Genomic DNA, 21,206 nt, shown 5'->3' on the forward strand with positions numbered 1-21,206 from the left:
TTATTTTATATCAATTTGAATTTATTTCAGAATAGTAAGCTTTCCTTTAAAATGATTGAATGATCCATCTTTTAATGCAATATTAGTGTAGACTACATTTTTATTATAATCCTGAACGTGAGTTACGTTATCTCCTGTTTTAGGCTCATGCCAATATACCATAAATACATTGCTTGCCACTTCGGTAACAGTGTATTGAATAGTATCTGCAGCTCCTTTAAAAGCACCATTCATACCTGTAAAAGACATGGTCTTATTATCTTTATAATCCAGAACAAACTTTCCAGTACTGAAATCAACTTCAACTTTTCGTCCTATGGCTGGATAAGGAGATCTTAAATCCCAGTTCATTTCGCCTAAAAATACCTTCACTCCCATTTCCAGTTCATCTTTTCCCGGAAGATCAGGATATTGAGTCACCATAAATTTTACGATCGTATCTGGTGTTTTATTCTCATTAACCGCTTTCTTATAATTCTCCAAATATCCTTTAACAAAATCCAGTGACTGAGAAGCTAAATTTAATTTTGCAAAATGTGATGGAACAACTTGCTGTGGTTGTAAAGCCTTCATAGCGTCAATTTGTCCGATCCATTTATCAATAGCTTCTTTGTTTTGTGTATCAGCCATCCAGATATGAGAATCTACTGAAACTGAAATTCCGCCCACTATTGTTTTTATTGAAGGGATCCAAATAAAGCTATGGGCAGGATCATCAGGATTTTGTTTGATCTCTATCTTATTCCCTTCTAAATCGGGAATTGAAGTCACAGCTTCTGGCACGAAAACCTCTGATGGAGCATCTCCTTTCAATTGAGGATTCCAGACTGTCAGTTTATCATCCTTCGATGCTGAAATCAGATAAGCAGTCTGAGCTGTTGAAATGATCTTTACATTCGGAAAGGCTTTTTTAATAACATCCAATCCAAAGTAAAAGTCGGGATCGCTATGTGAAATGAAAACAATTTTAAGGTTTTTTCCTGTTGCTTTTATTTCCTTAACCAATTGCTCAGCATATTGTTTCTGAAATTGAGCATCTATCAATATGGCATCTTTATCTCCATAAATAATTGTTGAAGTGATTGGGAAAATAGCCTTCGTTCCAGGATTATATACTTTGATCTTAAGATTGCCCGCTAACATTGAGCCTGTAAAACCTAACAAAATGAATAGTGATAATAATTTCTTTTTTAACATCATTATGTATTTTTAATTAATAAGCCGCTGTAAAACGTTCACGAATATGATTATTTTGCTCTAATTCATCTACTAAAGCGACAGCAACATCTTCTACTGAGAGAATACTTCTTCCATTATCATCAAAAACCGGAGTTTCCAAAGAAGTTCTGTATTTTCCTGTTCTGGCTCCTACATTTGCCTGATTCATTTCAATCGCTGGGCTAAAGAAAGTCCAGTCAAGGGTGTTATTTTCTTTGATCTTATTCAAATAATCCCTTGCTGCCGTTGCTCCCGGTTTATACGCTTCCGGGAAATCCGGTGTATCGACGATCTGAACATTATCCGGTGTGTAAAGACTTCCGGCACCACCTACAACGATTAATCTTTTAACACCTGATTTCTCAACTGCTTTTTCAATGTTCTCAGAACCTGTAAGGAAATCATTATAAAGGTTTGGATTTGTCCAACCTGCGTTATAGGTACTGATTACAGCATCACTTCCCTGTAGTCCTTGAGCCAGTTCATCAATGTTATTCACATCAATACTTTTTGCTTTTACATTGTCATTCTGTTCAACTTTAGAAGCATCTCTTACAATTGCTTCAACTTCATAACCTCTGTTTGCTAATTCTTTCACAATATGTGAACCTACAAATCCTGTCGCACCGATTACTGCTACTTTTTTCATAATATTTATTTTTAATTAAACTGTAATAACTTTTGTTACATTTATGGTTAAAAAATTTTTATGCGAATTGGTCACAGAACTCCTGTAATGATTTATCGCCCAAAAACTGAATAACCAATTTTTCTGTTTCACTGAATAATGTATTCAAATGATTATTGATCTCTTTGCCAACGGTACACGCCGGATTTGGATTTTGATTTTTCTTTCCAAGAACTTCGGTATTTTTTACCGCTGAGTAAATTTCGGAAATATTAATTGATTCGGCACTTCTTGCCAATTGGCTTCCACCTTCTTTTCCTTGTCTGCTTGTCACTAAACCAGCAGCTCTTAAAACACCTAATTCTTTACGAACAACTACAGGATTTATATTAATACTACCCGCCATCCATTCAGAAGTTAACCATTCCTGTGGACTTTCCGCCAATAAGGTCATAATATGTACTGCCGTAGCAAATCTTGTATTGTTCATTATAATTACATGACAAAGATAAAACAAATTTTTAACTGTAACAAAATTTATTACAGTTAAATTTTTCTTAAAGTACTAATTTATCGAGATCCAACAGTAAATAATTGATATTCTGATTGATCGTTCTGGTTGCAGATTGCATCTGATTAAGCATTGCCGCACGATTTTGTAAATCATCAGCACGATAAAAACCACCATCACTGAAAATAACTGATGTATCAGCCTCGTTCTGGTTATCATCAAACTGATAATGCAGCCATCTTTCCTTCATGTTCTGAATAATGGAATGCGATTCTTTATTGGAAAACTTTTTCTCAGTATACATATACCAGATAAAAGGTGGAAAATTGGGTGATTCCAGCTTCTCATGCCAGACATCCCGTAGGAGATTTCTCTGATGGATAAACTCTACTTTTTTTCCTTTGGGGTTAAGTGTCGCCAAACCGAAACCTGCACCTAAAGCACCTCCGCTAATATCTATTGCACTACTCCATCCTTCATCTTTTACAATCCCGCCGGCAATTGATGCTGCTGCTCCTGCAACAATAGAGTATAAAATCAATTTGTTATTTCTGGAAGCATTAAGATTGTCTACATAGCTTCCGATCTGAGCTACACGTTCACCTTCACAGTCGAATTCCGCAGCCACAGCATCCAATTCTGTCAAAGCAATGGTTATTTTACTATTTATTCTCGTTTTTAGTTGTAGAACTTTAACCTGGGAACTCAATGAGGTATCTTTTTTCAGTTCCATAATTTCATGTACCTCATCCAGATTATCTAAGGCATTTAAAATAAGAATACTCTGATCGGAAAACATTCCTTTCAGTTCTTTATTTGCAGCCAAAACAGAATCAGAATTATATGATGGAAGCTTCTTGCTGTAATTATATTGAAATGGAGCTTTGCAGTAGCTATCTTTTAATGTCAGAATGTTTTGTTTAATCGCTTGATTTTTCTTAGAAACACACGAAGTCAGTAAACTAAAAAAAGCAAAAAGGTAAAGTAGTTTTTTCATCCAGTATATTTTTATGCAATGAGTCAATCGCAAAAAGGCTTCCTATTTTATTCATGATAAAATATGATAACTGCTGAATTTGCAGAAAATTATTCCGCCTTATGATCAATCTAAAGTACTAATTTAAGACAAATAAAAAAATTTACCTGACATGCAGGTAAATTTTAATTCATATTTAAGGTTATCCTATTTTATACCCAATAATTCAACTTCAAAAATAAGCGTACTGTTTGGACCTATTTCTTTGCTGATCTGCTCTTCACCATATGCCAAATTAGGCGGAAGGAATAATCTCCATTTACTTCCTACAGGCATTAATTGTAAAGCTTCTGTCCATCCCGAAATCACACGATTCAAAGGAAAAGATGCCGGAGTTCCTCTTTTCACTGAACTGTCAAATACATCACCTTTGATCGTTGTTCCATGATAGTGACATTTTACGGTATCTTTTGCTTTTGGCTGAGCCCCGCTTCCCTCTGTTATGATCTCATATTGCAGACCACTTGGCAACGTTACCACACCTTCTTTTTTGGCATTTTCTTCCATGAAGGCTTTTCCATCATTAAGGTTCTTTTCAGCCAATTCTTTTTTGCGTTTAAATAACATATCTGCTACTCCCATTATTTAATTTTTTTACAAAGATAAACTTTCTGAAAAACACTGAAAATCTAATGTTAAGGAGATAAAACACTAAAATAACATTATCTTAACATGCAATCCAAAACTTGGTGTTATAATTGAATTTAAAAATTAATGCCAATCCCAATACTATATAATAAGAAATTCAATGAACTGACGGAGGATGAAAAAGAACTCCTTAAAATCAATAAAAAAAGTATTTCCGATTTTGTTGAACAGTCATCTATCATAAGTGATGTAAATTATGCCACACGAAATGCGCACGCAAAAACGTATGCCGTTTTAAAAGGAGAATTTATAATAAATCGTGATCTGCCGGATCAACTACAGCCTTTCTTTGATAAAGAAAGATATGAGTTGGTTATACGGTTTTCCAATGCTCACTTGAAAATTAAGCAATCTAAAAAAGATATTCCTGCGTATGGCTTTTCAGTAAAAATAAAAGATGACAATGGCGAGGTATTAGCGAATTATCCATTGGTTAATTTTCCTCTTTTTCCGGTAAACTCTGTAAGTACATTTCTGAAACTATTTACTTCAATCAACCATTTCTTCATCAAAAAGTGGAATAATTTATTCCCACTCCTTATTCAGATTGTAAAAGCAACACCTTCTTTATTTACCTTTTCATTTTTAAAAAATATAGTCAGATTGATTGGGCAGCGGAATCATTTCTTCCTGTCATTTGACTACCATTCTATTGGAGCCTACCGATTAGGGGAATATGTGATGAAAATACAGCTCAGTCCAAAATCCGTGGAAAAGAATTTTGGCAGGAAAATGAACACCCGTGAGGCTATTGAAAGCTATTTTACAACCAATGATTATACTGCGGATGTATTCATTCAGCTCTGCTATGATTTAAAGGATCAGCCGATCAATAAGTTGAACCGGGAATGGAAAAACTCACCATTAATCAAAGTAGGAGAAGTTAAAATCGAAAAAAATTCTATACTAGAGCGTACCTGCGAAAATGAATTATTATCCTTTAATCCTTTTGAAAGCAAAACCATCTTTCAGCCTGTAGGTAAAATACAGAAACTCCGGGATGAAACATATAAGGTTTCTGTGCAAACCCGGCGTAAGATCAACAAGTTGTTGCATGGATAACCTAAGTGGAAATCCTTTCTATGATAAAAATAAAAAAGCCTTACTTTTCAGTAAGGCTTTAATCGTTATTTTTCTTCTAATTTCTCTTTTTCATCTTCCTTTTTCTCCGGGAACATGATTGATAAAAGAACCGAGATCACCAATACTCCACCTACTATTCCCAATGAAATAGGAGAAGAAATATGGATCCATGGTGCAATTAACATTTTAACTCCAATAAAGGATAATATAATCGCCAGACCATATGGCAATTTGCTGAACATATGAATAAAATTCGCTAATAGGAAATAAAGTGATCTTAGTCCTAAAATGGCAAAAATATTTGATGTATAAAGAATGAAAGGATCATCTGAAATGGCAAAAATCGCAGGGATTGAGTCTACCGCAAAAAGAACATCGGTAAATTCGATAACTCCTACCACCACTAAAAGGGGCGTTGCCATTTTTATTCCATTCTGGATTGTGAAGAATTTATCACCATCATAATTATCTGAAACTTTCCAAAAGCTTTTAATTAATCTTGCTCCTGCTGTATTGCTATAGTCTTCATCATCATCGTCATCTCCGTCACCCCATGATTTAATACCTGCATAAACAAGGAATAAACCGAACAGCATCATAACAATATTAATTTTAACAGCCTCACCGAAAATATTCATTTCAGGCAAATACGTTAAGTTGATAAGACCAACTCCTGCAAAAATAAATATAGCCCTGAACAGTAATGCTCCGATAATCCCCCAGAATAAAACTTTGTGATGTAAATATTTTGGAACTTTAAAGAATCCGAAAACAAGAATAAATACAAATAAATTATCTACAGAAAGAGCTTTTTCAATCCAATATGCTGCCTGATATTGTGTAAACTTTTCTACGGCTAGAGCATGGCCATCGGATTGGTTGAAAACCCAATATACTACTCCTGAAAAAATCATGGATAATGAAATCCATACGACTGACCAGATCGTAGCTTCTTTAGATGAAACCTCGTGACTTTTTTTATTGAAAACTCCTAAATCCAGAAGTAACATGACAACAACTGTTATCGCGAATCCCCACACCAAACCTGGATGCAGTTCTAAAATACTTTGATGTTTTTCCACTTTTATTATGTGTTATTATACGATAAAAGCAATAGCTGTACAAAGTACAATTATTGCTGTTTTTTTTCTGAATGCATAGATACAATTAATTTCAATAGCAATCTTTCGAGTAATTTATTTATAAAAATAAAAACCCGACTTGTACCGAATATCAATTACTTCTAAAACAATTTCTATTTTACAGATATTTCTGCTGTACTGTCTGAATCGTTTGCTCCAATTTTTTATCCGCAGTAGGATCTCCAATCGCATTGAATTTCCATTCTCCGTTTCTCTTATAGAAAACTCCCATTACCATGGCAACGTGTCCACTAAATGATGCATCATTAGCAATATCATATTTAGCAAAAACCTCTCTTACATTGGTAGGTGTTCCTTCATAAATACGGATTGAAGCAAAAGGAATAGTTCCGAAATCCTGTCCTCTGTAGCTATTTAATACCATAGCAACATGTTCAACACTTGCATCCAACTGACTGAAATCTACAGTGATTACCTCATTATCAAGACCATCATCCCCATCTACATCTCCTGTAAGATCATCCCCACTGTGTTTTACGGATCCGTTTTTAGATTTTAAATTTCCGAAGTAGATCACTTCAGTAGCATTTTTGTTTGAGTCGTATAAGATACAGCTCCCATCTAAGTCTACTGCTTCTTTTTTACTTCCGCCAAAAAAACTTTTTTTCTCTATTGCACCCCAGTTGATACCAACACAAGCTTGCGTAAGAGCCGTTCCGTTTTCTTTAGTAAGGTTAATTCTTTGACCTTTTTGTAAGTTAATAGCCATCTTTTTATGTTTAGTTATTTTTTATTGTTTGGTTAAAAGATGAATTTATTTTTCACCTATTTACCTTCTTTAATTATTCAAATTCAAATTGAGCATTGCCCTAAGAATATTGGTTTCTTCGTTAACATCAAATATTTTGCTCATAATATCAACACTTTCCAGGTTTCGCAGATAGTCTTTTAAAACGGATTCCACATCATCCGGCAACGCTCGTTTCCTTTCGTCTATGGATTCTTCCAATTCTTCATTTTTATTTTTCAGCTGATTGATAATCAAAATCTGATTGGATTCGTTTTCAGAAGTATTTAAATATGCAAGTTCATCATCGATCAGATAAAGTCTTTTCTCTTCAACATTGAAAATAAAATGTTCATCGGATTGAAAGATCTTAAACAACTCATATTCGTTCCTATCGATGCGATATCCACACATAAAGCGAACTTTAAAATTCTGTATATTAAGCTTACCCAATAGCTTTCTTTCTATCGAATAATCCTGATACTGATAAGAAGGAACCTGATGAAACTTAAGTTTCGATTCATCTGCTTCCGTTCTATAAAATTCTGCTCCATATTTTTTTTGAAAATATAAAACATCATTCCAGTTCAGGGTAAATTTGTCTTCTGTAAGATCTTTATACAAATTCTTCAGATGCTTGGAAAATATACCACTGTACATCTTCCTGTCTATTTCAAAACTATCAACTTTCTTTTCCTCAAAAGCTGAAATATATTGGTTATTGATATTGATCTCGTTAATAACAGCCAATAAATTGTTTTCCTTTTTCTTTTTAATTTTGGTCAGCAATTCTATCAGACTGTCGGTATACTGCAGATGAAAAAGCTCCAGTTTACTATAATCTAATGCTTTATTTTCATTGAATAAGTTATGTATAATATCTGTTTTAATGTAAATCGATATTATATCAACATTTTCAAAGAAGTTAGAAAGAAGCTTAAGCTTTGTTAATCTTCTTTTACTTTGAGACATTATGATTACTGCTTCATCATCCACCGGTATATCGTATTATTAACCTCTAATATTTGCTTTCAATTCGCTTTCTAATGTCTGTAGATCCTGATCCAGTTTTCTTCTGTTTTCGGTACCTTGTTTTTGGATCTGCTTCACTTCATTCAATGTATTGATCAACATTGCTGTTGTTTCTTTCAGTGTTTCAGCAGAAACAATGGTCTGCTCATTAGCTTTAGCAACATTTCTTGAATTCTGACCCAGGCGCTCTGCATTTTTTCTAAGTATCTCTTCTGTCGTAGAAGATACTTTCTGCTGAATTTCAATATTCTGCTGTTGTCTGTGCATTGCAACAGCTAAGGAAAGTTGGTTTTTCCATACTGGCAAAGTCGTTGTAAGGATAGTCTGTGCTTTCTCAGCAATAGAAACGTTATTGTTTTGAACCAGTCTGATCTGTGGAAGAGACTGCATCATGATCAAACGTACTACTTTAAGATCAGCTAATCTTCTGTCTAATCTGTTGATAAAATCTCTTTTATCAGCAATTTGATAATCGGCATAATTCTGAACATTAGCCTCCATTTCTGCAAGTTCTCCCGATGCTCTTTCCATTCTTAAATTCCCAGCAATCACAAGATCTTCAATTTGCTTGATAGAATTTACGTTACTGTCAAAAATAGTCTGTAATACAGCATTATCTTTTGTAGAAGTAATGATTCCAGCATTTACTTTATACGAGATCTGGTCGATATTATTAACGATCTTATCATACTTCGCAAATAAGTTTTCTACCTGGGTGATCATCTTTTTCATGAATGGCAAACGACTGAAAAAGCCTTTCACTTTATTGCCACCGTTGATTTCATCAACATCCACATAATTAAGTTCGACCAATAAATTATTGATCAGCTCTCCTACTTCGCCAGAATTTGATCTTCTTACATTATTTAAAAAACTATCACTTTGATTAGCTAAAGTTTTTTGAAGTTCAGAACCAAAATTCACGATAGAACCAGGATTGGTCTCATCTATAGCATTAGCTGCAGTTTCATATTTCTGAAGATCTACACCTTGTATCTGGGTTAGATTTACATTTCCGTCTCTATCAACTAGAACCGGAGGTACTCCCTGAGCTGGTTGACTCTGCTGATTGGGCTCAAAGGTTTTAAGAGGTTCAATCGGCTGAATTGGGTCATTGGATTGATTTGATTGGTTATCCATAATAGATTATTGATAGATTGATACAAATTTTTCAAGACCATCTCTTTGTCCACTTCCTACAGCTTCAAATTTCCACTCTCCATTTCTGTTGTATATTCTTCCGAATTCAACAGCTGTTTCGATAGAGAAATCTTCATCTAATTCATATTTTAAGATTTCTTCATTCGTATCTGTATTGAAAATTCTAATGAAAGAATTTCTTACCTGTCCGAAGTTTTGTTTTCTGGATTCTGCTTCATGTATCGTAACAACTACTGTAATTTCTTTTACAGCATCATCAATTTTAGTTAAATCAATCTTGATTTGCTCATCATCTCCTGCTCCATCTCCTGTTAAATTATCACCTGTGTGAATAACTGCTTTATCCGGAGACTCAAGATTGTTATAAAAAATGAAGTGATTATCTGAAACTAATTTTTTGTTTTCTCCCAATAAAAATAAAGAAGCATCTAAATCGAAAGCACCTCCCGTAGATGTATTATTGATATCCCATCCTAAACCTACTGTGAATTTAGGTGCATTTATATTTTCTCTTTGTCCTTTCTGTAAGTTAATAGCCATAATATAATTCGGTTTGTGTTAAAGTGTTTATGTTATTTTCGTATTCTTTTATTAAATGATAATTGTTGCTGATAGCTAATTCCAGCAGATCATCCATATGTTCCTTTTTTACTTTAGACATAAGATATTCAAAATTACTTGATTCTAACCCTAAAATATATTTTACAATTCTTGTATTGAACTGAAAGCTTGGCTTTATCATGACCTCTACAATGTGCTCTACATTTTTTACAGCGTAGTAATTGAAGTAATTTTCGATAGTCGGATCAATATCAAAGTTCATCAACTCAGCATAATATAAGAATATAAAATCCGCCTGTACAGCATATTCATCTAATATTTTGTTCACTGTATGTTCGTGACTTCCTGTAATTTTTATATCATCTATAAAAATACAAAGTTTTCCGCGTAAAAAATCCTTATCGATATAATAAGTATCATTGGCAATCAAATTTTTACGATCTTCAAAACTAAGATTTCCATAATCTGTGGTATAGGTATGATTACGGTTTATCTTTGAGAGAATACTTGATTTCTTTCCTCTCTGAAACAGATAAAAATCCAAGCACTTTTTAAAGTAGAAGCACAAAAAATTAGAAGCTGTAGGAATTGCCATATAAGGACTTGGTAAAATCACAATCTCTTTATCGACATTGAAAAGTCCTTCGTTATGAGAAATAAACCCATCGAATAGTTCCTTAGCAAACTTTTCGGCATAAGATTTATCTCCATACTTAAAATAACTGTATTCTGCAGGGGAAAAAGTAAACTCTTTTGCAGAATGGATATGGTGTAAACTGTACCTCTTGTTCATGTTATATTGAGTATTTAAGTAAGTGTGCATTGAAACCAAAATTTTTTGCTCCATTAAAATCAGCGATCAGATTATCACCTATGTGTAGAATCTGATGCAGTTCTAAATCTTGATTTTTAATTTTATTTTTCACTTCCTGAAAAACGATCGGATTAGGTTTTGAACAATTAATTTCATCGGAATAAATATGGAAATCGATAAATTCATCAAGGTTCTCTTCAATCAAAAATTTCCGGAGTGTTTTTCCTTTAATAAATCCCGTATTACTTAATATATTAATGGTCTTTCCCTGACTTTTAATTTCGTTAAAAAATTGATGTACATTTTCGAAGATAATAACTGGTTTATATTCGAGAAATAATTCTTCACTTTCAGTGTAAAATCTATTTAAATCATCCCTGTTTAATTCTTTTATATCAACATTTAAAGCATTTAAAATCAGCAAATAGATTTCAAAAGTATCCACATTCCCACCTATAACCTCATTGATGGTATTGCATAAATCATCATAGTATTTTACAGTTTTTGCAACCTCTTCTATGGGTCTGTTGATATTGAAAAATGAGGAGAACAGCTCAACTCTTTTTGCTTTAAATTCGGGATGAGATTTTATTAAAGTGAGCCACAGATCAAAAGAAAAATGATAGTGGTTATGGATGTCGATATCTGCTTTCAAAATGGTACCAATTATAATTTACATTAAGCTCCTCTTGAAAAAGATTGCTTATATAATTTCATGTTTTTGTCGTTAGTTTTAAGCTGAATTATTCAATTCCTTCCAAAGATAATTTTTTTAAAATTAATGTCTGTTTTTTTATAACTTTTTAAGATTTAACACTAATAATTAAGAAAAAATTGAGAAAACTAAACCACAAAAAATTGAATTGACATGAAATACTGTCCATATATATTAGTACAATATGTTCATCGTTAACCTATTGATAACCTAAAAAGACAAGGACTGTAAATATTTTACAGTCCTTGTTTGGTTATTTTTATCTTTCAGGCATCACTTTATAAGTAGGATCATCCTCAATATTAACATCAATGACTGCTTCTGCATTTTTCAATACCTTTCTACAATCCTCACTTAAATGACGCAGATGCAGTGTTTTATTAAGATCATGGTAACGTTTCGATAATTTATCCAGAGCATCAATGGCGCTCATATCAACAATTCTGCTTTCTTTAAAATCAACAATTACATCATTAGGATCACCAGCAGGATCAAATTTATCTGTGAAGGCCGTTACAGAACCAAAAAATAAGGGTCCAAATATTTCATAGTGCTTTGCTCCATCTTCGTCAATATATTTTCTAGCTCTGATTCTTTTTGCATTATCCCAAGCAAACACGAGAGCAGCAATTACAACCCCTACTAAAACTGCAAGAGCCAGATTATGCAATACAATTGTTATTAAAGCAACTACCACCCCAACAAATATATCGGACTTTGGCATTTTATTGACAATCCTTATAGAAACCCATTGGAAAGTACTTATTGCCACCATCATCATTACCCCAACCAATGCTGCCATTGGTATCTTTTCAATAAATGGAGCTCCAAATAAGATAATAATTAAAATAGTAAGGGATGCAATGATCCCCGATAGCCTCGCCCTTGATCCGGCATTAAGATTGACTAAGGTCTGTGCCACCATTGCACAGCCACCCATCCCGCCAAAGAAGCCGTTGGTAATATTTGCTATTCCCTGAGCCACAGATTCACGATTGGCATTTCCTTTAGAATTGGTAATTTCATCCACCATAGACAATGTAAGGAGAGATTCTATAAGGCCAACGCCTGCCATGATCAAAGCATATGGGAAAATAACATTCAGTGTTTCCAGGGAAAATGGGATATGGGGAATATGAAAAGAAGGAAGGCTTCCGCTAATATGAGCAATATCGGCAACTGTTTTTGTGTTAATATTAAACCCTAAAACAATTCCGAAGACCATTAAAATAGCGACTAATGAAGCTGGAACAACTTTAGTGATTTTTGGTAAAAAATAAACAATAGCTATGGTAAAAATGGTAAGCCCTGCCATAATATATAAAGAAGTCCCCTGTAGCCACTGAACGACACCATTGCTGTCCACAAATTTAAATTGCTCGACTTGAGCCATAAAAATAATAACAGCCAAACCATTCAAAAAACCATACATGACAGGCTGTGGGATCAACCGAACGAACTTTCCTAATTTAAAGATACCCACAAGCATTTGAAAAACCCCGGCCAGTATAACAGTAGCAAACAGATATTCAACACCATGAGATTTAGCTAATGCGATCAAGACAACAACAGTAGCACCCGCTCCACCAGAAACCATTCCTGGTCTACCACCGAAAACAGCCGTTATCAACCCCATTAAAAAGGCTGCATACAAACCCGTTAACGGAGAAAGTCCCGCTAAAATAGCAAATGAAAGAGATTCAGGAATCATAGTCATTGCAACTGTAAACCCTGCAAGTAATTCATTTTTATAGTTTACCTTTTTAGAAAAATCGAAGATCTTTATATATGTACTCATAACTGTGGACAAAGGTAAATACTTGAAACATTATATACAATAATCGAATTTTCAAAATAGCATAAACGAATAAGCATTATTCGTAATAATTCATATATAAATTTATATTGTTAAAAATATAAAAATTTAACACCCTAATTTTTTCGTTAAAACCATTTTTTAACATTATTTATTACTATATCTTTTGCTTCAATTTCTATTTTCTCTATATTTGGGAACCAATAAGTTGATTATTTCTTATATATCTTTAAATTAAAATAAGATTTTACTAATTTAACTTTAATATAAAAAAGTAATCTATCAGTAGAACAAAATAAAGAGAAATTACATGAAAGCGCTTTAGATAATGTATTATTACTACTACAGTCGTAAAATCTGATATTTATAGTATTTTATTAGACGAAATGAAAAATAAATAATCGCTAAAAGCATCGATGGAAGTTGGAAGGATACTCAATTAATTCTTTAAATACTCAAAAGCCAGCAAATAGTAATGTAAAAGATTTTACAAATTTTGCATTTTACCATCATTATAGCTCAACAGCATCTGATTACATATTTCATATCATATTCTATTATCATTATCTATTTCAGAATACCAATAAAAATTGTAACACACTATTTACTTACACATATTATTAATATAAATATTTATCTTATAAATGTTATACAAAGAAATACATATAGGACAATTCATAAAAGAGCGAGTTGAAGACAAAGGAATTACAATAGAAAGGATTTGTAACTTCCTAAACAAAGATGAAGAGTTTGTTGAAAACATGCTAAATAGCAGATCGATCGACACAGAAGTTCTGTTAAGATGCAGTAAATTATTAGAGTATGACTTTTTCAGACTGTATAGTTCTCACCTTATTCTATACGCTCCACCAGCAGCAGTAAATAAGAACACCGAAAAATCCGAAAAAATACCTTATTTCAGAAAGAATATCTACACTCAGGAAATCAAAGAATTTATTATCAAAAGAATTCAGTCCGGAGAGATGAGCTTGAATGACGTAATAAAAGAATATTCCATTCCAAAAAGTACGCTTCATCGTTGGCTCCAGAAAATAGACACCCCAAATAAATAAGATATAATGCGACCAAATTACAGCAAAATTTATCATGACATGCTCAGACTTGAACATCCTGATAAATTAGAAGAACCGAAAATTAAAGAATTACTCAAAAGACTTAATACTTCAGATGATGTTCTAAAACTTAATGAAAGGCTTTTTGAACAATCAAAAGAAAGTGCAAAAAACAACCAGAAACTAAAAACATACGATAAGAAAACAATGCTGAAGCTATTGCAATATCAGAGAAAGCATGGTTTTTCTACAAGTTATATGTCAAAGAAGTATAAGATCAGCAGAACCACTATTGCGAAGTGGAAAAAGAATTTTGAAGAAGAACTCAATTAAAGTATAAGCCGGTAAATAAATATTTATCGGCTTTTTTATTCGACATTCTAAATTTTTTAAGTTATAATATCTATCACTCTTTTTTTATAAAGGAATTGGTGAAATATCATTTTTGAGGAATTGATTTATACTTTTGTTATTACTTATAACATTTAATACGACAATTATGATCAAAGGATTATATGAAACACATATTCAGGTAAGTAATTTAGAAAATGCTATTCAATTTTATACTGAAGTTTTAGGACTAAAACTAGCACATAGAGATGAAACCCGACCGATTGTATTTTTATGGGTTGGTGAAGGAAAAGAGTTTATGCTCGGCCTATGGGAACAAAAAGAAAATTTACAACCCAGGCATTTTGCTTTTTCGAGCGATAAAGAAGATATTCTGAATTATTCGGTTGATTATTTAAAAACAAGAAACCTAAAACCTTACAACTTTCTGAAAAATGGGATGGATAAGCCGATGGTCTTTGCATGGATGCCAGCTTTAGCCATTTATTTTAATGATCCGGATGGAAATAGTTTGGAATTCATCTCTATTCTCGATGGTGAAGGCCGACCTGAATTGGGTGTAATATCTTATGAAGACTGGTTAAATTATATGAATGCGAAATGAGCTTCTGTTTTCACAGAAGCCCATTTCTATAGTAATAGTTATTAGTTTTATTTTGCAAAAATCTCTTTTAGCTGAGAAACAATATTACTGTTTCCGGAAACGGTAATATCTCCAATCTTATCTGCAATCTTCTCCATAAATTCCATTTCTTTCAACTTCCACAAGACTTCATTTTCCTCCATTAGTTTCGCTGTGTTCAGCAAACTTCTTGTAGAAGCTGTTTCTTCACGACGCATGATGCTGTTGGCCTGAGCTTTTTTCTCTGCAATCAAAACCTGATTCATGATTTCCTTCATTTCTCCTGTTAGGATCACATCCCGGATTCCAGCATCTGTAGCCTTCAATCCAAGATCGTTGGCTTTATGTCCAAGATTCTCCAGAATTTCTTTTCCTACAGAATCCTTTTTCAACAGCAATTCATCTAGTGTCAAAGCACCCACAAACTCGCGAAGAGCCAACTGCATCAGTATATACAATTGTTTATCATACTCTTTATTATCCATCAATGCTTTCACGATATTTTCCACTTGATAACGAACATAAAAATTGATACGAAGCATCGCTTTATCTTTCGTTAAAAGCTCCTGGCCGGCAATTTCCATTTGCTGCATACGAGTATCTACACTTTTTACTTCAACGGAAATTTCATTCACCCAAAAATAATAAGTTCCTGCATCCAGCACTTTCGTTAGCTTACCATCGATGATTAACAAACCTTTATGCTGATTAGTCACCACAAATTTTCTGGTAAGGTTTTTCAATTTTGCATTTTCCAGAATGGTTTTGGAAATCTTTTCTGTAATATCAACTTTCGTCAAGTCAGCTTTTAGAAATTCTCTGTTCATCACACCCTTCCAAATGACATATTGACCAACATGAAGTACCTCTTTAAAGATTCTGTTCTCATAAACCAATACAAGTTCACCATCTTTCACCTCCACGATTTCCAACATCGCATTTAACTCTTCATTTTTCAATAAAAGAATCAAATCGTCATTAGCTTTCAACAACGTCTTCATTTCATAGATTTCCACAAATTTACCACCAAAAACCCAGTGATTACCTTCTTTCAGGATTTCAATCAGGTTTCGGTTTTTAAATACCAAACCTACTTGGTATGCTTCAATTTGTACATTTTTTATCATCTTATTTATATTTTAAAGGTTATTAATTTTTAACAAAAGGAAAAAACTGAGGATCTCTCTTCCAAAAATGGCGGAAGCAAAGTATTTCGAAAAATTTCATCCGTTTAAGAACAGGCGTTTCAAAATTATTTTCCAATCATTCAGATCTTGGGCGTGCCCCTTGCCATTGCAAAGACAACAGCTTGGGTCGCTACGTTCACTTCTATCTTTTTTGTAAAACAAAAAAGGATATCCACTACCATCGCTCACGCAAAAACTTCCTTTTTAGAAAATGCATTCAATCGTCGTTATTCCTCAACTGAATTTTATTCTCAGAAAATATCTTTTCTTACAAGCTTTTTCAAACTGCTGATTAAACAACTGAAAAACCTCAGACTTTTCCATGGCAAATGTTTTTTAAGAGAACATCCAAAACTCGATCAAAAATAGATTTTAAGTCTATTCAAATGATACTACAGTGATCGTGTAGCGCGTCAACCATTCCGCCTTACCAATCGAGTTGGCAGTGGGATTCGAACCCACACATCATAAAGCTATTACTCTAACCTAACTGAGTTATATTCCCCAATGGAAATAGAAGGATTCGAACCTCCGACCCATAGCACATGGTAGAAGTTTTTTGGAAAACTCCTCAAACCTTCAAGTCAAGTTGAACAGAACGAAATCATGTTTCTCAACAAATTCTTCTGCAATGGCGCTATACCGAAACACACAACAAGACTTCCCTGATATTTTAATTAAAGTTTATTTCTCAAAACTGTAATATTGTTTCATTTTGATAATGCAAAGTAACTGCACAAGTGCGCAGTCTATTTGCGTTATGAAATTATTTTAAAAAAAAGTGACTATTTTTTAATTAAAGAGAATACGCAAATGATCACATACTGCACTATTAACTAGAATAAAACTCAAAATAACTCCGTGTATGAAGTATCATAAAAACTATCTAAAAAATAAAAGCTCCATTTATAAGAGAGCTCATTCTGAAACATTGAGAATTTTAATAATTCTGAAGGCACCAATACAAAATCTTGGCAATATTTTTGGCATCATCAACTCCTCTGTGATGAGTCCCTTCGAGCTTGAAATTCAATTCCCCTAAAGCTCTACTCATCCCTACACTTTTCCTGATAATCGGATGCACTTCCCCAAATAATGTTTTCACATTGATATGGTCATCACCTAATGGATAATCCACATTAAACCTTCTTGCCTGGCTTTGAAGCATGTTCAGGTCATAATTGCCATAACTCGCCCACGTCAGCTCCTCAGAATCATACTCTGCTCTTAGAATATCTAATGCATCGTCAAAGAAAATACCTTCCTCATCCAACATTTTTTGAGTAATTGTAGTAAGTTCCGTACAAAAAGGGCTTACTTGGGAATATTGGGGTTTTACTAAAATTCCTTCATTCTTTGAGATCTTACCGGTTTTCGCATCCATGATGCAAACGCCGATTTCGATGATCTCACTTTCCTGACCTCTCGGGGGTCGGTCATCCCAACACGTGGCTTCAAGGTCTATAATTAGTATATTGTCTGTTGTTTTCAATTTTTTAATATTTATTGTTAATAATTATTCCAAAATCTTTCTCAGAATTTTGGCAGCGTTATAAGCATCGTCAGCTCCACTGTGATGATTTCCTTCAAATTCCATTTTCAAATAATCCAGGGCTCTTTTTAGACCCATCATTCTTGGAAGACTAAAATGGTCTTTAAATTCATCCATCACATTAAGATAATCGTAAGAAAAAGGAATTTCTATTCCAAGCCAATCACATTGTTCAAAGATTTGCTCCTTATCAAAATTTCCAAAGCCAGCCCAGGTTAATAAGGCTGGATTGTACTCGTCAATGATTTTTTCACAGGCTTCTTCAAAATAGATTCCTTTTTCTTCTATCAGTTGTGGCGTAATTCCTGTTAGTTTTGTGCAAAATCCATTGATTTCAGACCTCTCGGGAATTACATATATACTTTGCTTTTTAGAAATCTCTTTTGATGTTAAGTTCAATAAGCAGATTCCTATTTCTATAATATCGACTTTTTGCCCGATGGGAATCCTTTCGTTTTCCCAACACGTCGCTTCCAGGTCGATAATTAATATTTCATTTGTTGTTTTATTTTTCATACTACATAGTTTTTCTAATATCATATACATTTTGTTACTCAATTGATAAGTGGGATGGATTTGGAAAAGAAATATCCAGGAAAGAAATACTTTTAAAAGTCTATGCAAAGAAAAACCACAAGTACGCAATCTTTTTACGTGATATAAAAAAGTTTCGGTAAAAAATTACCGAAACTAAACTTTAAGATTTTTTATTAGCTTTTTTAAAATTTTCTAATAGGTTAAGAATATTCTCCTTCCCAACCGGGTTCATGGAATGGCTGTAAAACTCCGGTAGGTTCAGCCCGTTATCCATACAATATTCAATCAGCCACTTGGCACAATCATAACCTGTCTTTTCAGTAAAATCTAAAGAATTCTGCTCCAGATAATGGATATCTGCAAGGTCATGATCAAAAGAGATCATCTCTGGAAGTCCTTTCTCCATAATTCTGTTGATAAACTGTTCGTAATTCCGAACTATATCCCAATCTTTCTCTAAGAAAATATCCTGTTTTGTATAATAATAGGCTTCGATCGGATATCTGATATCATCCAGAAACAAAAGCTTTTTTATCATGTTCATAAAATTTGTATTTGAGATGTACTATTAAACCATCATATCAGCACAGTTGGAACTTGCAAAAGCATAAGGTTTTGCTTTAAAAACATATCCCATTCCCAGAATATATCCCATAGCATCCTTCAATGCCACATTGGATTTAAATTCAGGATCCGTATTGATATCTGCGTGCACCTCCATTTCCACCCCGTAAGTATCCAAAATAGAACAGATAGCATACGCAATTTCTACAGATTTGTTCACTTCATTCAGCATTCGTTCTTTGATACTGATGGTTTGTACTTCTCTTTGTTTTCTAATAAAAGTAAACGCTCCTTTTCCTTCACGAATAAATACCACTGCTGTAGCGTAGCTGATATCATCACCATAAACGTGGGAATCTGAACCCACACAAACTTTCAGTCGGTATCCATTAGCCTGTTCACGGATGATGGCTTCTTCTACCAATTGTATGATAGGTTTGTGGAAAAATTTTCCAGTCATATTCTGCCATGTTTCTTGTTGCGTTTCCATTTTTTTACATTTTTTAAAATTCTACATACTTGTTTTATAAATGATGATTGATAAATAATTTGTTGATTAATCAGGGTTCGAACCTGAACAACAAGAGTCAAAGTCTTGTGTGCTACCCATTACACTATGAATCACTGTCCTGAGTCATCAGTTTTGAGTTTACTCATATTTTGTGGAACAGACAGGAATTGAACCTATACCTCTAGTTTTTCAGACTAACGTGCACACCTTGTACACCACTGATCCGAATGTTGATTATAAATGATCATAGATAAGCGATAATTGATTTTGAATACTATATTTTCATTTATCTTTTTGTTAATTAACATTGTACAGGAAAAGGGAGTCGAACCCTCAATACCTTGATTCTAAATCAAGTGCGTCTGCCAGTTCCGCCATTCCTGCAGGATTATAAGTAATAAACAATGTGTAATTAGTAATGTTGAAAATTAATTTTCACAATAAACGTTCATCGCTCATTACTTATTATTTATTACTTATGTTTAAGGTTGGAGAAAGCTTGTCTATATAAACTTTTGCTTGTTAGTGTTTGTAAAGATCTTCTGCGCTTGACAAACCTTTCTCTTTCCTTGTTAACTTTGTACTCCATAAGGGAATCGAACCCTTATCAACTGCTCGAAAGGCAGGCGTCCTAACCGTTAGACGAATGGAGCATTAATAAAATCAACTGACTAGGAATCGAACCTAAGCGACAAGAGTATAGTTCCTGCATGCTGCCATTACATTATCGGTTGATTTTTGTGGAAGTGGTAGGATTCGAACCTACTTAGCTCTAAAGCAACAGAGTTACAGTCTGCCCCGACTCTCCAACTCCGGCGCACTTCCTTTTTATAAATGATGATTGATAAAAGATGAATGATATCAAGATTGCATTCTAAATTCTCGTACCTAACCTCTATTTTGGAGTCAGAAAAAGCTTGTCTTTATTTTTTTGTTTGATATAAGAACTTCTACGCTCGACAAACTTTTACTTTTTCTCCGGAACTAATCTCATTTTAGTTATTTGAGATGGTTATGGGATTCAAACCCACTCAGCTAATGCAACGGTTTTGCAGACCGCCCCGACTCTTCCACTTCGGCGAACCATCAGATATATTCATTGTAATTGATCAATGATTATTGATAATTGATCAGAAACTTTCAAAATTCATATTCAATTTTTCATTTAATAAATTGTCTGGAAAATAGGATTCGAACCTACGACCTCCCGCGTCCAAGACGGGTAAACAACCACCGTTATCTTTCCAGTTTTTCGGTTCAGTTTCCAATTTCTTTTCCGAGAGACAGTCGGAGCTGAAATTTTCCGTGAACCATTGCGGTCTATGCGAGAATCGAACTCGCAGTGCCCAAGAGACAGTCGGGCAGGTTAGCCATTACCTCAATAGACCTTTTTGCGGAGAGCAAAGGAATTGAACTCTCACTACTGTTGTAGAACTCATTGGCAGTAAGCCACAACAAACCAATATTTGCCTACTCTCCTTTTGTAACCCCAGAAGGAATTGAACCTTCAACCCCCGGTTTAAAAGACCGGTGCTCTAACCAATTGAGCTATGAGATTATATTTTGGGTATCTTCGGGGATCGAACCCTGTTCTCCGGAGCCACAGACCGACGCTTTACCAAATAAGCTAAAGAAACCATAAAAAAAGCACCTCTTTTCGGGAGGTGCTGTATATATTTTGACGTATCAGATCATT

22 protein-coding genes and 9 tRNA genes are annotated in these 21,206 nt (G+C 33.8%); 4 read left to right on the top strand and 27 right to left on the bottom strand.

Annotated features, from left to right (window positions below):
- Positions 1–21: 21 nt before the first annotated feature.
- The 5 genes from AC3WRL_RS20020 to bamJ all read right to left on the bottom strand — a co-directional run bounded on the left by AC3WRL_RS20020 (position 22) and on the right by bamJ (position 3,975).
- On the bottom strand, positions 22–1,200 hold the full coding sequence (locus AC3WRL_RS20020; RefSeq protein ID WP_492331110.1) for a MoaF-related domain-containing protein: 1,179 nt from the start codon (positions 1,198–1,200) through the stop codon (positions 22–24).
- A 13-nt stretch (positions 1,201–1,213) separates the two neighbouring features.
- Positions 1,214–1,867 carry an NAD(P)-dependent oxidoreductase gene (locus tag AC3WRL_RS20025; protein ID WP_492331111.1) on the bottom strand — a complete coding sequence of 218 codons (654 nt, stop codon included), beginning with the start codon at positions 1,865–1,867 and terminating at the stop codon, positions 1,214–1,216.
- A 58-nt stretch (positions 1,868–1,925) separates the two neighbouring features.
- The gene (locus tag AC3WRL_RS20030) at positions 1,926–2,336 is read right to left on the bottom strand and encodes an Rrf2 family transcriptional regulator (protein WP_214828671.1); all 411 of its coding nucleotides are present in this window, start codon (positions 2,334–2,336) and stop codon (positions 1,926–1,928) included.
- Between the two features lie 67 nt (positions 2,337–2,403).
- A complete protein-coding gene (locus AC3WRL_RS20035; protein WP_214828668.1) occupies positions 2,404–3,354 on the bottom strand; it encodes a hypothetical protein in 951 nt (316 codons plus the stop codon).
- Positions 3,355–3,540: 186 nt separating this feature from the next.
- Positions 3,541–3,975 carry a BamJ family beta-barrel-assembly machinery protein gene (gene bamJ, locus AC3WRL_RS20040; RefSeq protein ID WP_492331112.1) on the bottom strand — a complete coding sequence of 145 codons (435 nt, stop codon included), beginning with the start codon at positions 3,973–3,975 and terminating at the stop codon, positions 3,541–3,543.
- A gap of 132 nt (positions 3,976–4,107) precedes the next feature.
- Between bamJ and AC3WRL_RS20045 the strand changes: the two genes are divergently transcribed.
- Positions 4,108–5,103 (top strand): catalase family protein, encoded by a 996-nt coding sequence (locus tag AC3WRL_RS20045; RefSeq protein WP_261509751.1) that lies wholly within the window; start codon positions 4,108–4,110, stop codon positions 5,101–5,103.
- Positions 5,104–5,168: 65 nt separating this feature from the next.
- On the opposite strand, the gene AC3WRL_RS20050 is transcribed toward AC3WRL_RS20045, so the two are convergent.
- From AC3WRL_RS20050 to AC3WRL_RS20085, 8 genes are all read right to left on the bottom strand, one after another.
- The gene (locus AC3WRL_RS20050; RefSeq protein ID WP_214828659.1) at positions 5,169–6,206 is read right to left on the bottom strand and encodes a TerC/Alx family metal homeostasis membrane protein; all 1,038 of its coding nucleotides are present in this window, start codon (positions 6,204–6,206) and stop codon (positions 5,169–5,171) included.
- A 178-nt stretch (positions 6,207–6,384) separates the two neighbouring features.
- Entirely contained in the window at positions 6,385–6,996 is a 612-nt protein-coding gene (locus tag AC3WRL_RS20055) for a TerD family protein (RefSeq protein ID WP_214828644.1), read from the bottom strand.
- 69 nt (positions 6,997–7,065) lie between these two features.
- Positions 7,066–7,986: a hypothetical protein gene (locus AC3WRL_RS20060; RefSeq protein ID WP_261509752.1), complete on the bottom strand. Its 921-nt coding sequence runs from the start codon at positions 7,984–7,986 to the stop codon at positions 7,066–7,068.
- Positions 7,987–8,025: 39 nt separating this feature from the next.
- A complete protein-coding gene (locus tag AC3WRL_RS20065) occupies positions 8,026–9,186 on the bottom strand; it encodes a toxic anion resistance protein (RefSeq protein ID WP_492331113.1) in 1,161 nt (386 codons plus the stop codon).
- 6 nt (positions 9,187–9,192) lie between these two features.
- A complete protein-coding gene (locus AC3WRL_RS20070) occupies positions 9,193–9,747 on the bottom strand; it encodes a TerD family protein (protein ID WP_214828635.1) in 555 nt (184 codons plus the stop codon).
- Positions 9,737–10,561, bottom strand: coding sequence for a phosphoribosyltransferase family protein (locus AC3WRL_RS20075; protein WP_492331114.1), 825 nt, complete (start codon positions 10,559–10,561; stop codon positions 9,737–9,739). The genes AC3WRL_RS20070 and AC3WRL_RS20075 overlap by 11 nt, the downstream gene beginning before the upstream one ends.
- A gap of 1 nt (position 10,562) precedes the next feature.
- Complete coding sequence (locus AC3WRL_RS20080; protein WP_214828629.1) at positions 10,563–11,237, bottom strand: HAD family hydrolase; 675 nt, start codon at positions 11,235–11,237, stop codon at positions 10,563–10,565.
- A gap of 319 nt (positions 11,238–11,556) precedes the next feature.
- Positions 11,557–13,095, bottom strand: coding sequence for a SulP family inorganic anion transporter (locus AC3WRL_RS20085; protein ID WP_261509756.1), 1,539 nt, complete (start codon positions 13,093–13,095; stop codon positions 11,557–11,559).
- A 662-nt stretch (positions 13,096–13,757) separates the two neighbouring features.
- On the opposite strand from AC3WRL_RS20085, the gene AC3WRL_RS20090 reads away from it, so the two are divergent.
- The 3 genes from AC3WRL_RS20090 (at position 13,758) to AC3WRL_RS20100 (ending at position 15,141) form a co-directional block, all read left to right on the top strand.
- Positions 13,758–14,186 carry a helix-turn-helix domain-containing protein gene (locus AC3WRL_RS20090; protein ID WP_214828623.1) on the top strand — a complete coding sequence of 143 codons (429 nt, stop codon included), beginning with the start codon at positions 13,758–13,760 and terminating at the stop codon, positions 14,184–14,186.
- A 39-nt stretch (positions 14,187–14,225) separates the two neighbouring features.
- Positions 14,226–14,519, top strand: a complete 294-nt coding sequence (locus AC3WRL_RS20095) for a helix-turn-helix domain-containing protein (RefSeq protein WP_251040536.1) — start codon at positions 14,226–14,228, stop codon at positions 14,517–14,519.
- A gap of 166 nt (positions 14,520–14,685) precedes the next feature.
- A complete protein-coding gene (locus AC3WRL_RS20100) occupies positions 14,686–15,141 on the top strand; it encodes a VOC family protein (protein ID WP_214828618.1) in 456 nt (151 codons plus the stop codon).
- 47 nt (positions 15,142–15,188) lie between these two features.
- Here AC3WRL_RS20100 and AC3WRL_RS20105 read toward each other — a convergent pair whose 3' ends face one another.
- From AC3WRL_RS20105 to AC3WRL_RS20170, 14 genes are all read right to left on the bottom strand, one after another.
- Complete coding sequence (locus AC3WRL_RS20105; RefSeq protein ID WP_492331115.1) at positions 15,189–16,286, bottom strand: slipin family protein; 1,098 nt, start codon at positions 16,284–16,286, stop codon at positions 15,189–15,191.
- A gap of 1,000 nt (positions 16,287–17,286) precedes the next feature.
- Positions 17,287–17,838, bottom strand: coding sequence for a 3'-5' exonuclease (locus AC3WRL_RS20110; protein WP_492331116.1), 552 nt, complete (start codon positions 17,836–17,838; stop codon positions 17,287–17,289).
- Positions 17,839–17,862: 24 nt separating this feature from the next.
- A complete protein-coding gene (locus AC3WRL_RS20115; protein WP_492331117.1) occupies positions 17,863–18,414 on the bottom strand; it encodes a 3'-5' exonuclease in 552 nt (183 codons plus the stop codon).
- A gap of 181 nt (positions 18,415–18,595) precedes the next feature.
- On the bottom strand, positions 18,596–18,979 hold the full coding sequence (locus AC3WRL_RS20120) for a cyclic-phosphate processing receiver domain-containing protein (protein ID WP_492331118.1): 384 nt from the start codon (positions 18,977–18,979) through the stop codon (positions 18,596–18,598).
- Positions 18,980–19,003: 24 nt separating this feature from the next.
- On the bottom strand, positions 19,004–19,489 hold the full coding sequence (locus AC3WRL_RS20125; RefSeq protein WP_492331119.1) for a ribonuclease H-like YkuK family protein: 486 nt from the start codon (positions 19,487–19,489) through the stop codon (positions 19,004–19,006).
- 62 nt (positions 19,490–19,551) lie between these two features.
- A tRNA-Gln gene (locus tag AC3WRL_RS20130) sits at positions 19,552–19,623 on the bottom strand.
- 39 nt (positions 19,624–19,662) lie between these two features.
- Positions 19,663–19,735 (bottom strand) — tRNA-Phe (locus AC3WRL_RS20135).
- A gap of 85 nt (positions 19,736–19,820) precedes the next feature.
- Positions 19,821–19,894 (bottom strand) — tRNA-Leu (locus AC3WRL_RS20140).
- A gap of 197 nt (positions 19,895–20,091) precedes the next feature.
- A tRNA-Glu gene (locus AC3WRL_RS20145) sits at positions 20,092–20,163 on the bottom strand.
- A gap of 88 nt (positions 20,164–20,251) precedes the next feature.
- Positions 20,252–20,335: transfer RNA gene (locus AC3WRL_RS20150), tRNA-Tyr, on the bottom strand.
- Positions 20,336–20,516: 181 nt separating this feature from the next.
- Positions 20,517–20,598 (bottom strand) — tRNA-Cys (locus tag AC3WRL_RS20155).
- A gap of 88 nt (positions 20,599–20,686) precedes the next feature.
- Positions 20,687–20,758: transfer RNA gene (locus tag AC3WRL_RS20160), tRNA-Pro, on the bottom strand.
- A gap of 68 nt (positions 20,759–20,826) precedes the next feature.
- Positions 20,827–20,898: transfer RNA gene (locus AC3WRL_RS20165), tRNA-Asp, on the bottom strand.
- A gap of 96 nt (positions 20,899–20,994) precedes the next feature.
- Positions 20,995–21,068 (bottom strand) — tRNA-Lys (locus AC3WRL_RS20170).
- Positions 21,069–21,206 lie beyond the last annotated feature (138 nt).

The organism is Chryseobacterium sp. FW101-FHT12H09 (assembly GCF_058790395.1).

Excerpts from the sequence above, each read along its gene's own strand:
- AC3WRL_RS20115 (WP_492331117.1), bottom strand. The coding sequence starts at position 18,414 with ATGAAAAATAAAACAACAAATGAAATATTAATTATCGACCTGGAAGCG.
- AC3WRL_RS20090 (WP_214828623.1), top strand. The coding sequence starts at position 13,758 with ATGTTATACAAAGAAATACATATAGGACAATTCATAAAAGAGCGAGTT.
- AC3WRL_RS20045 (WP_261509751.1), top strand. The coding sequence starts at position 4,108 with ATGCCAATCCCAATACTATATAATAAGAAATTCAATGAACTGACGGAG.
- AC3WRL_RS20065 (WP_492331113.1), bottom strand. The coding sequence starts at position 9,186 with ATGGATAACCAATCAAATCAATCCAATGACCCAATTCAGCCGATTGAA.
- AC3WRL_RS20025 (WP_492331111.1), bottom strand. The coding sequence starts at position 1,867 with ATGAAAAAAGTAGCAGTAATCGGTGCGACAGGATTTGTAGGTTCACAT.
- AC3WRL_RS20030 (WP_214828671.1), bottom strand. The coding sequence starts at position 2,336 with ATGAACAATACAAGATTTGCTACGGCAGTACATATTATGACCTTATTG.
- AC3WRL_RS20095 (WP_251040536.1), top strand. The coding sequence starts at position 14,226 with ATGCTCAGACTTGAACATCCTGATAAATTAGAAGAACCGAAAATTAAA.
- bamJ (WP_492331112.1), bottom strand. The coding sequence starts at position 3,975 with ATGGGAGTAGCAGATATGTTATTTAAACGCAAAAAAGAATTGGCTGAA.
- AC3WRL_RS20125 (WP_492331119.1), bottom strand. The coding sequence starts at position 19,489 with ATGGAAACGCAACAAGAAACATGGCAGAATATGACTGGAAAATTTTTC.
- AC3WRL_RS20075 (WP_492331114.1), bottom strand. The coding sequence starts at position 10,561 with ATGAACAAGAGGTACAGTTTACACCATATCCATTCTGCAAAAGAGTTT.
- AC3WRL_RS20035 (WP_214828668.1), bottom strand. The coding sequence starts at position 3,354 with ATGAAAAAACTACTTTACCTTTTTGCTTTTTTTAGTTTACTGACTTCG.
- AC3WRL_RS20020 (WP_492331110.1), bottom strand. The coding sequence starts at position 1,200 with ATGATGTTAAAAAAGAAATTATTATCACTATTCATTTTGTTAGGTTTT.
- AC3WRL_RS20105 (WP_492331115.1), bottom strand. The coding sequence starts at position 16,286 with ATGATAAAAAATGTACAAATTGAAGCATACCAAGTAGGTTTGGTATTT.
- AC3WRL_RS20070 (WP_214828635.1), bottom strand. The coding sequence starts at position 9,747 with ATGGCTATTAACTTACAGAAAGGACAAAGAGAAAATATAAATGCACCT.
- AC3WRL_RS20060 (WP_261509752.1), bottom strand. The coding sequence starts at position 7,986 with ATGTCTCAAAGTAAAAGAAGATTAACAAAGCTTAAGCTTCTTTCTAAC.
- AC3WRL_RS20120 (WP_492331118.1), bottom strand. The coding sequence starts at position 18,979 with ATGAACATGATAAAAAAGCTTTTGTTTCTGGATGATATCAGATATCCG.
- AC3WRL_RS20085 (WP_261509756.1), bottom strand. The coding sequence starts at position 13,095 with ATGAGTACATATATAAAGATCTTCGATTTTTCTAAAAAGGTAAACTAT.
- AC3WRL_RS20100 (WP_214828618.1), top strand. The coding sequence starts at position 14,686 with ATGATCAAAGGATTATATGAAACACATATTCAGGTAAGTAATTTAGAA.
- AC3WRL_RS20055 (WP_214828644.1), bottom strand. The coding sequence starts at position 6,996 with ATGGCTATTAACTTACAAAAAGGTCAAAGAATTAACCTTACTAAAGAA.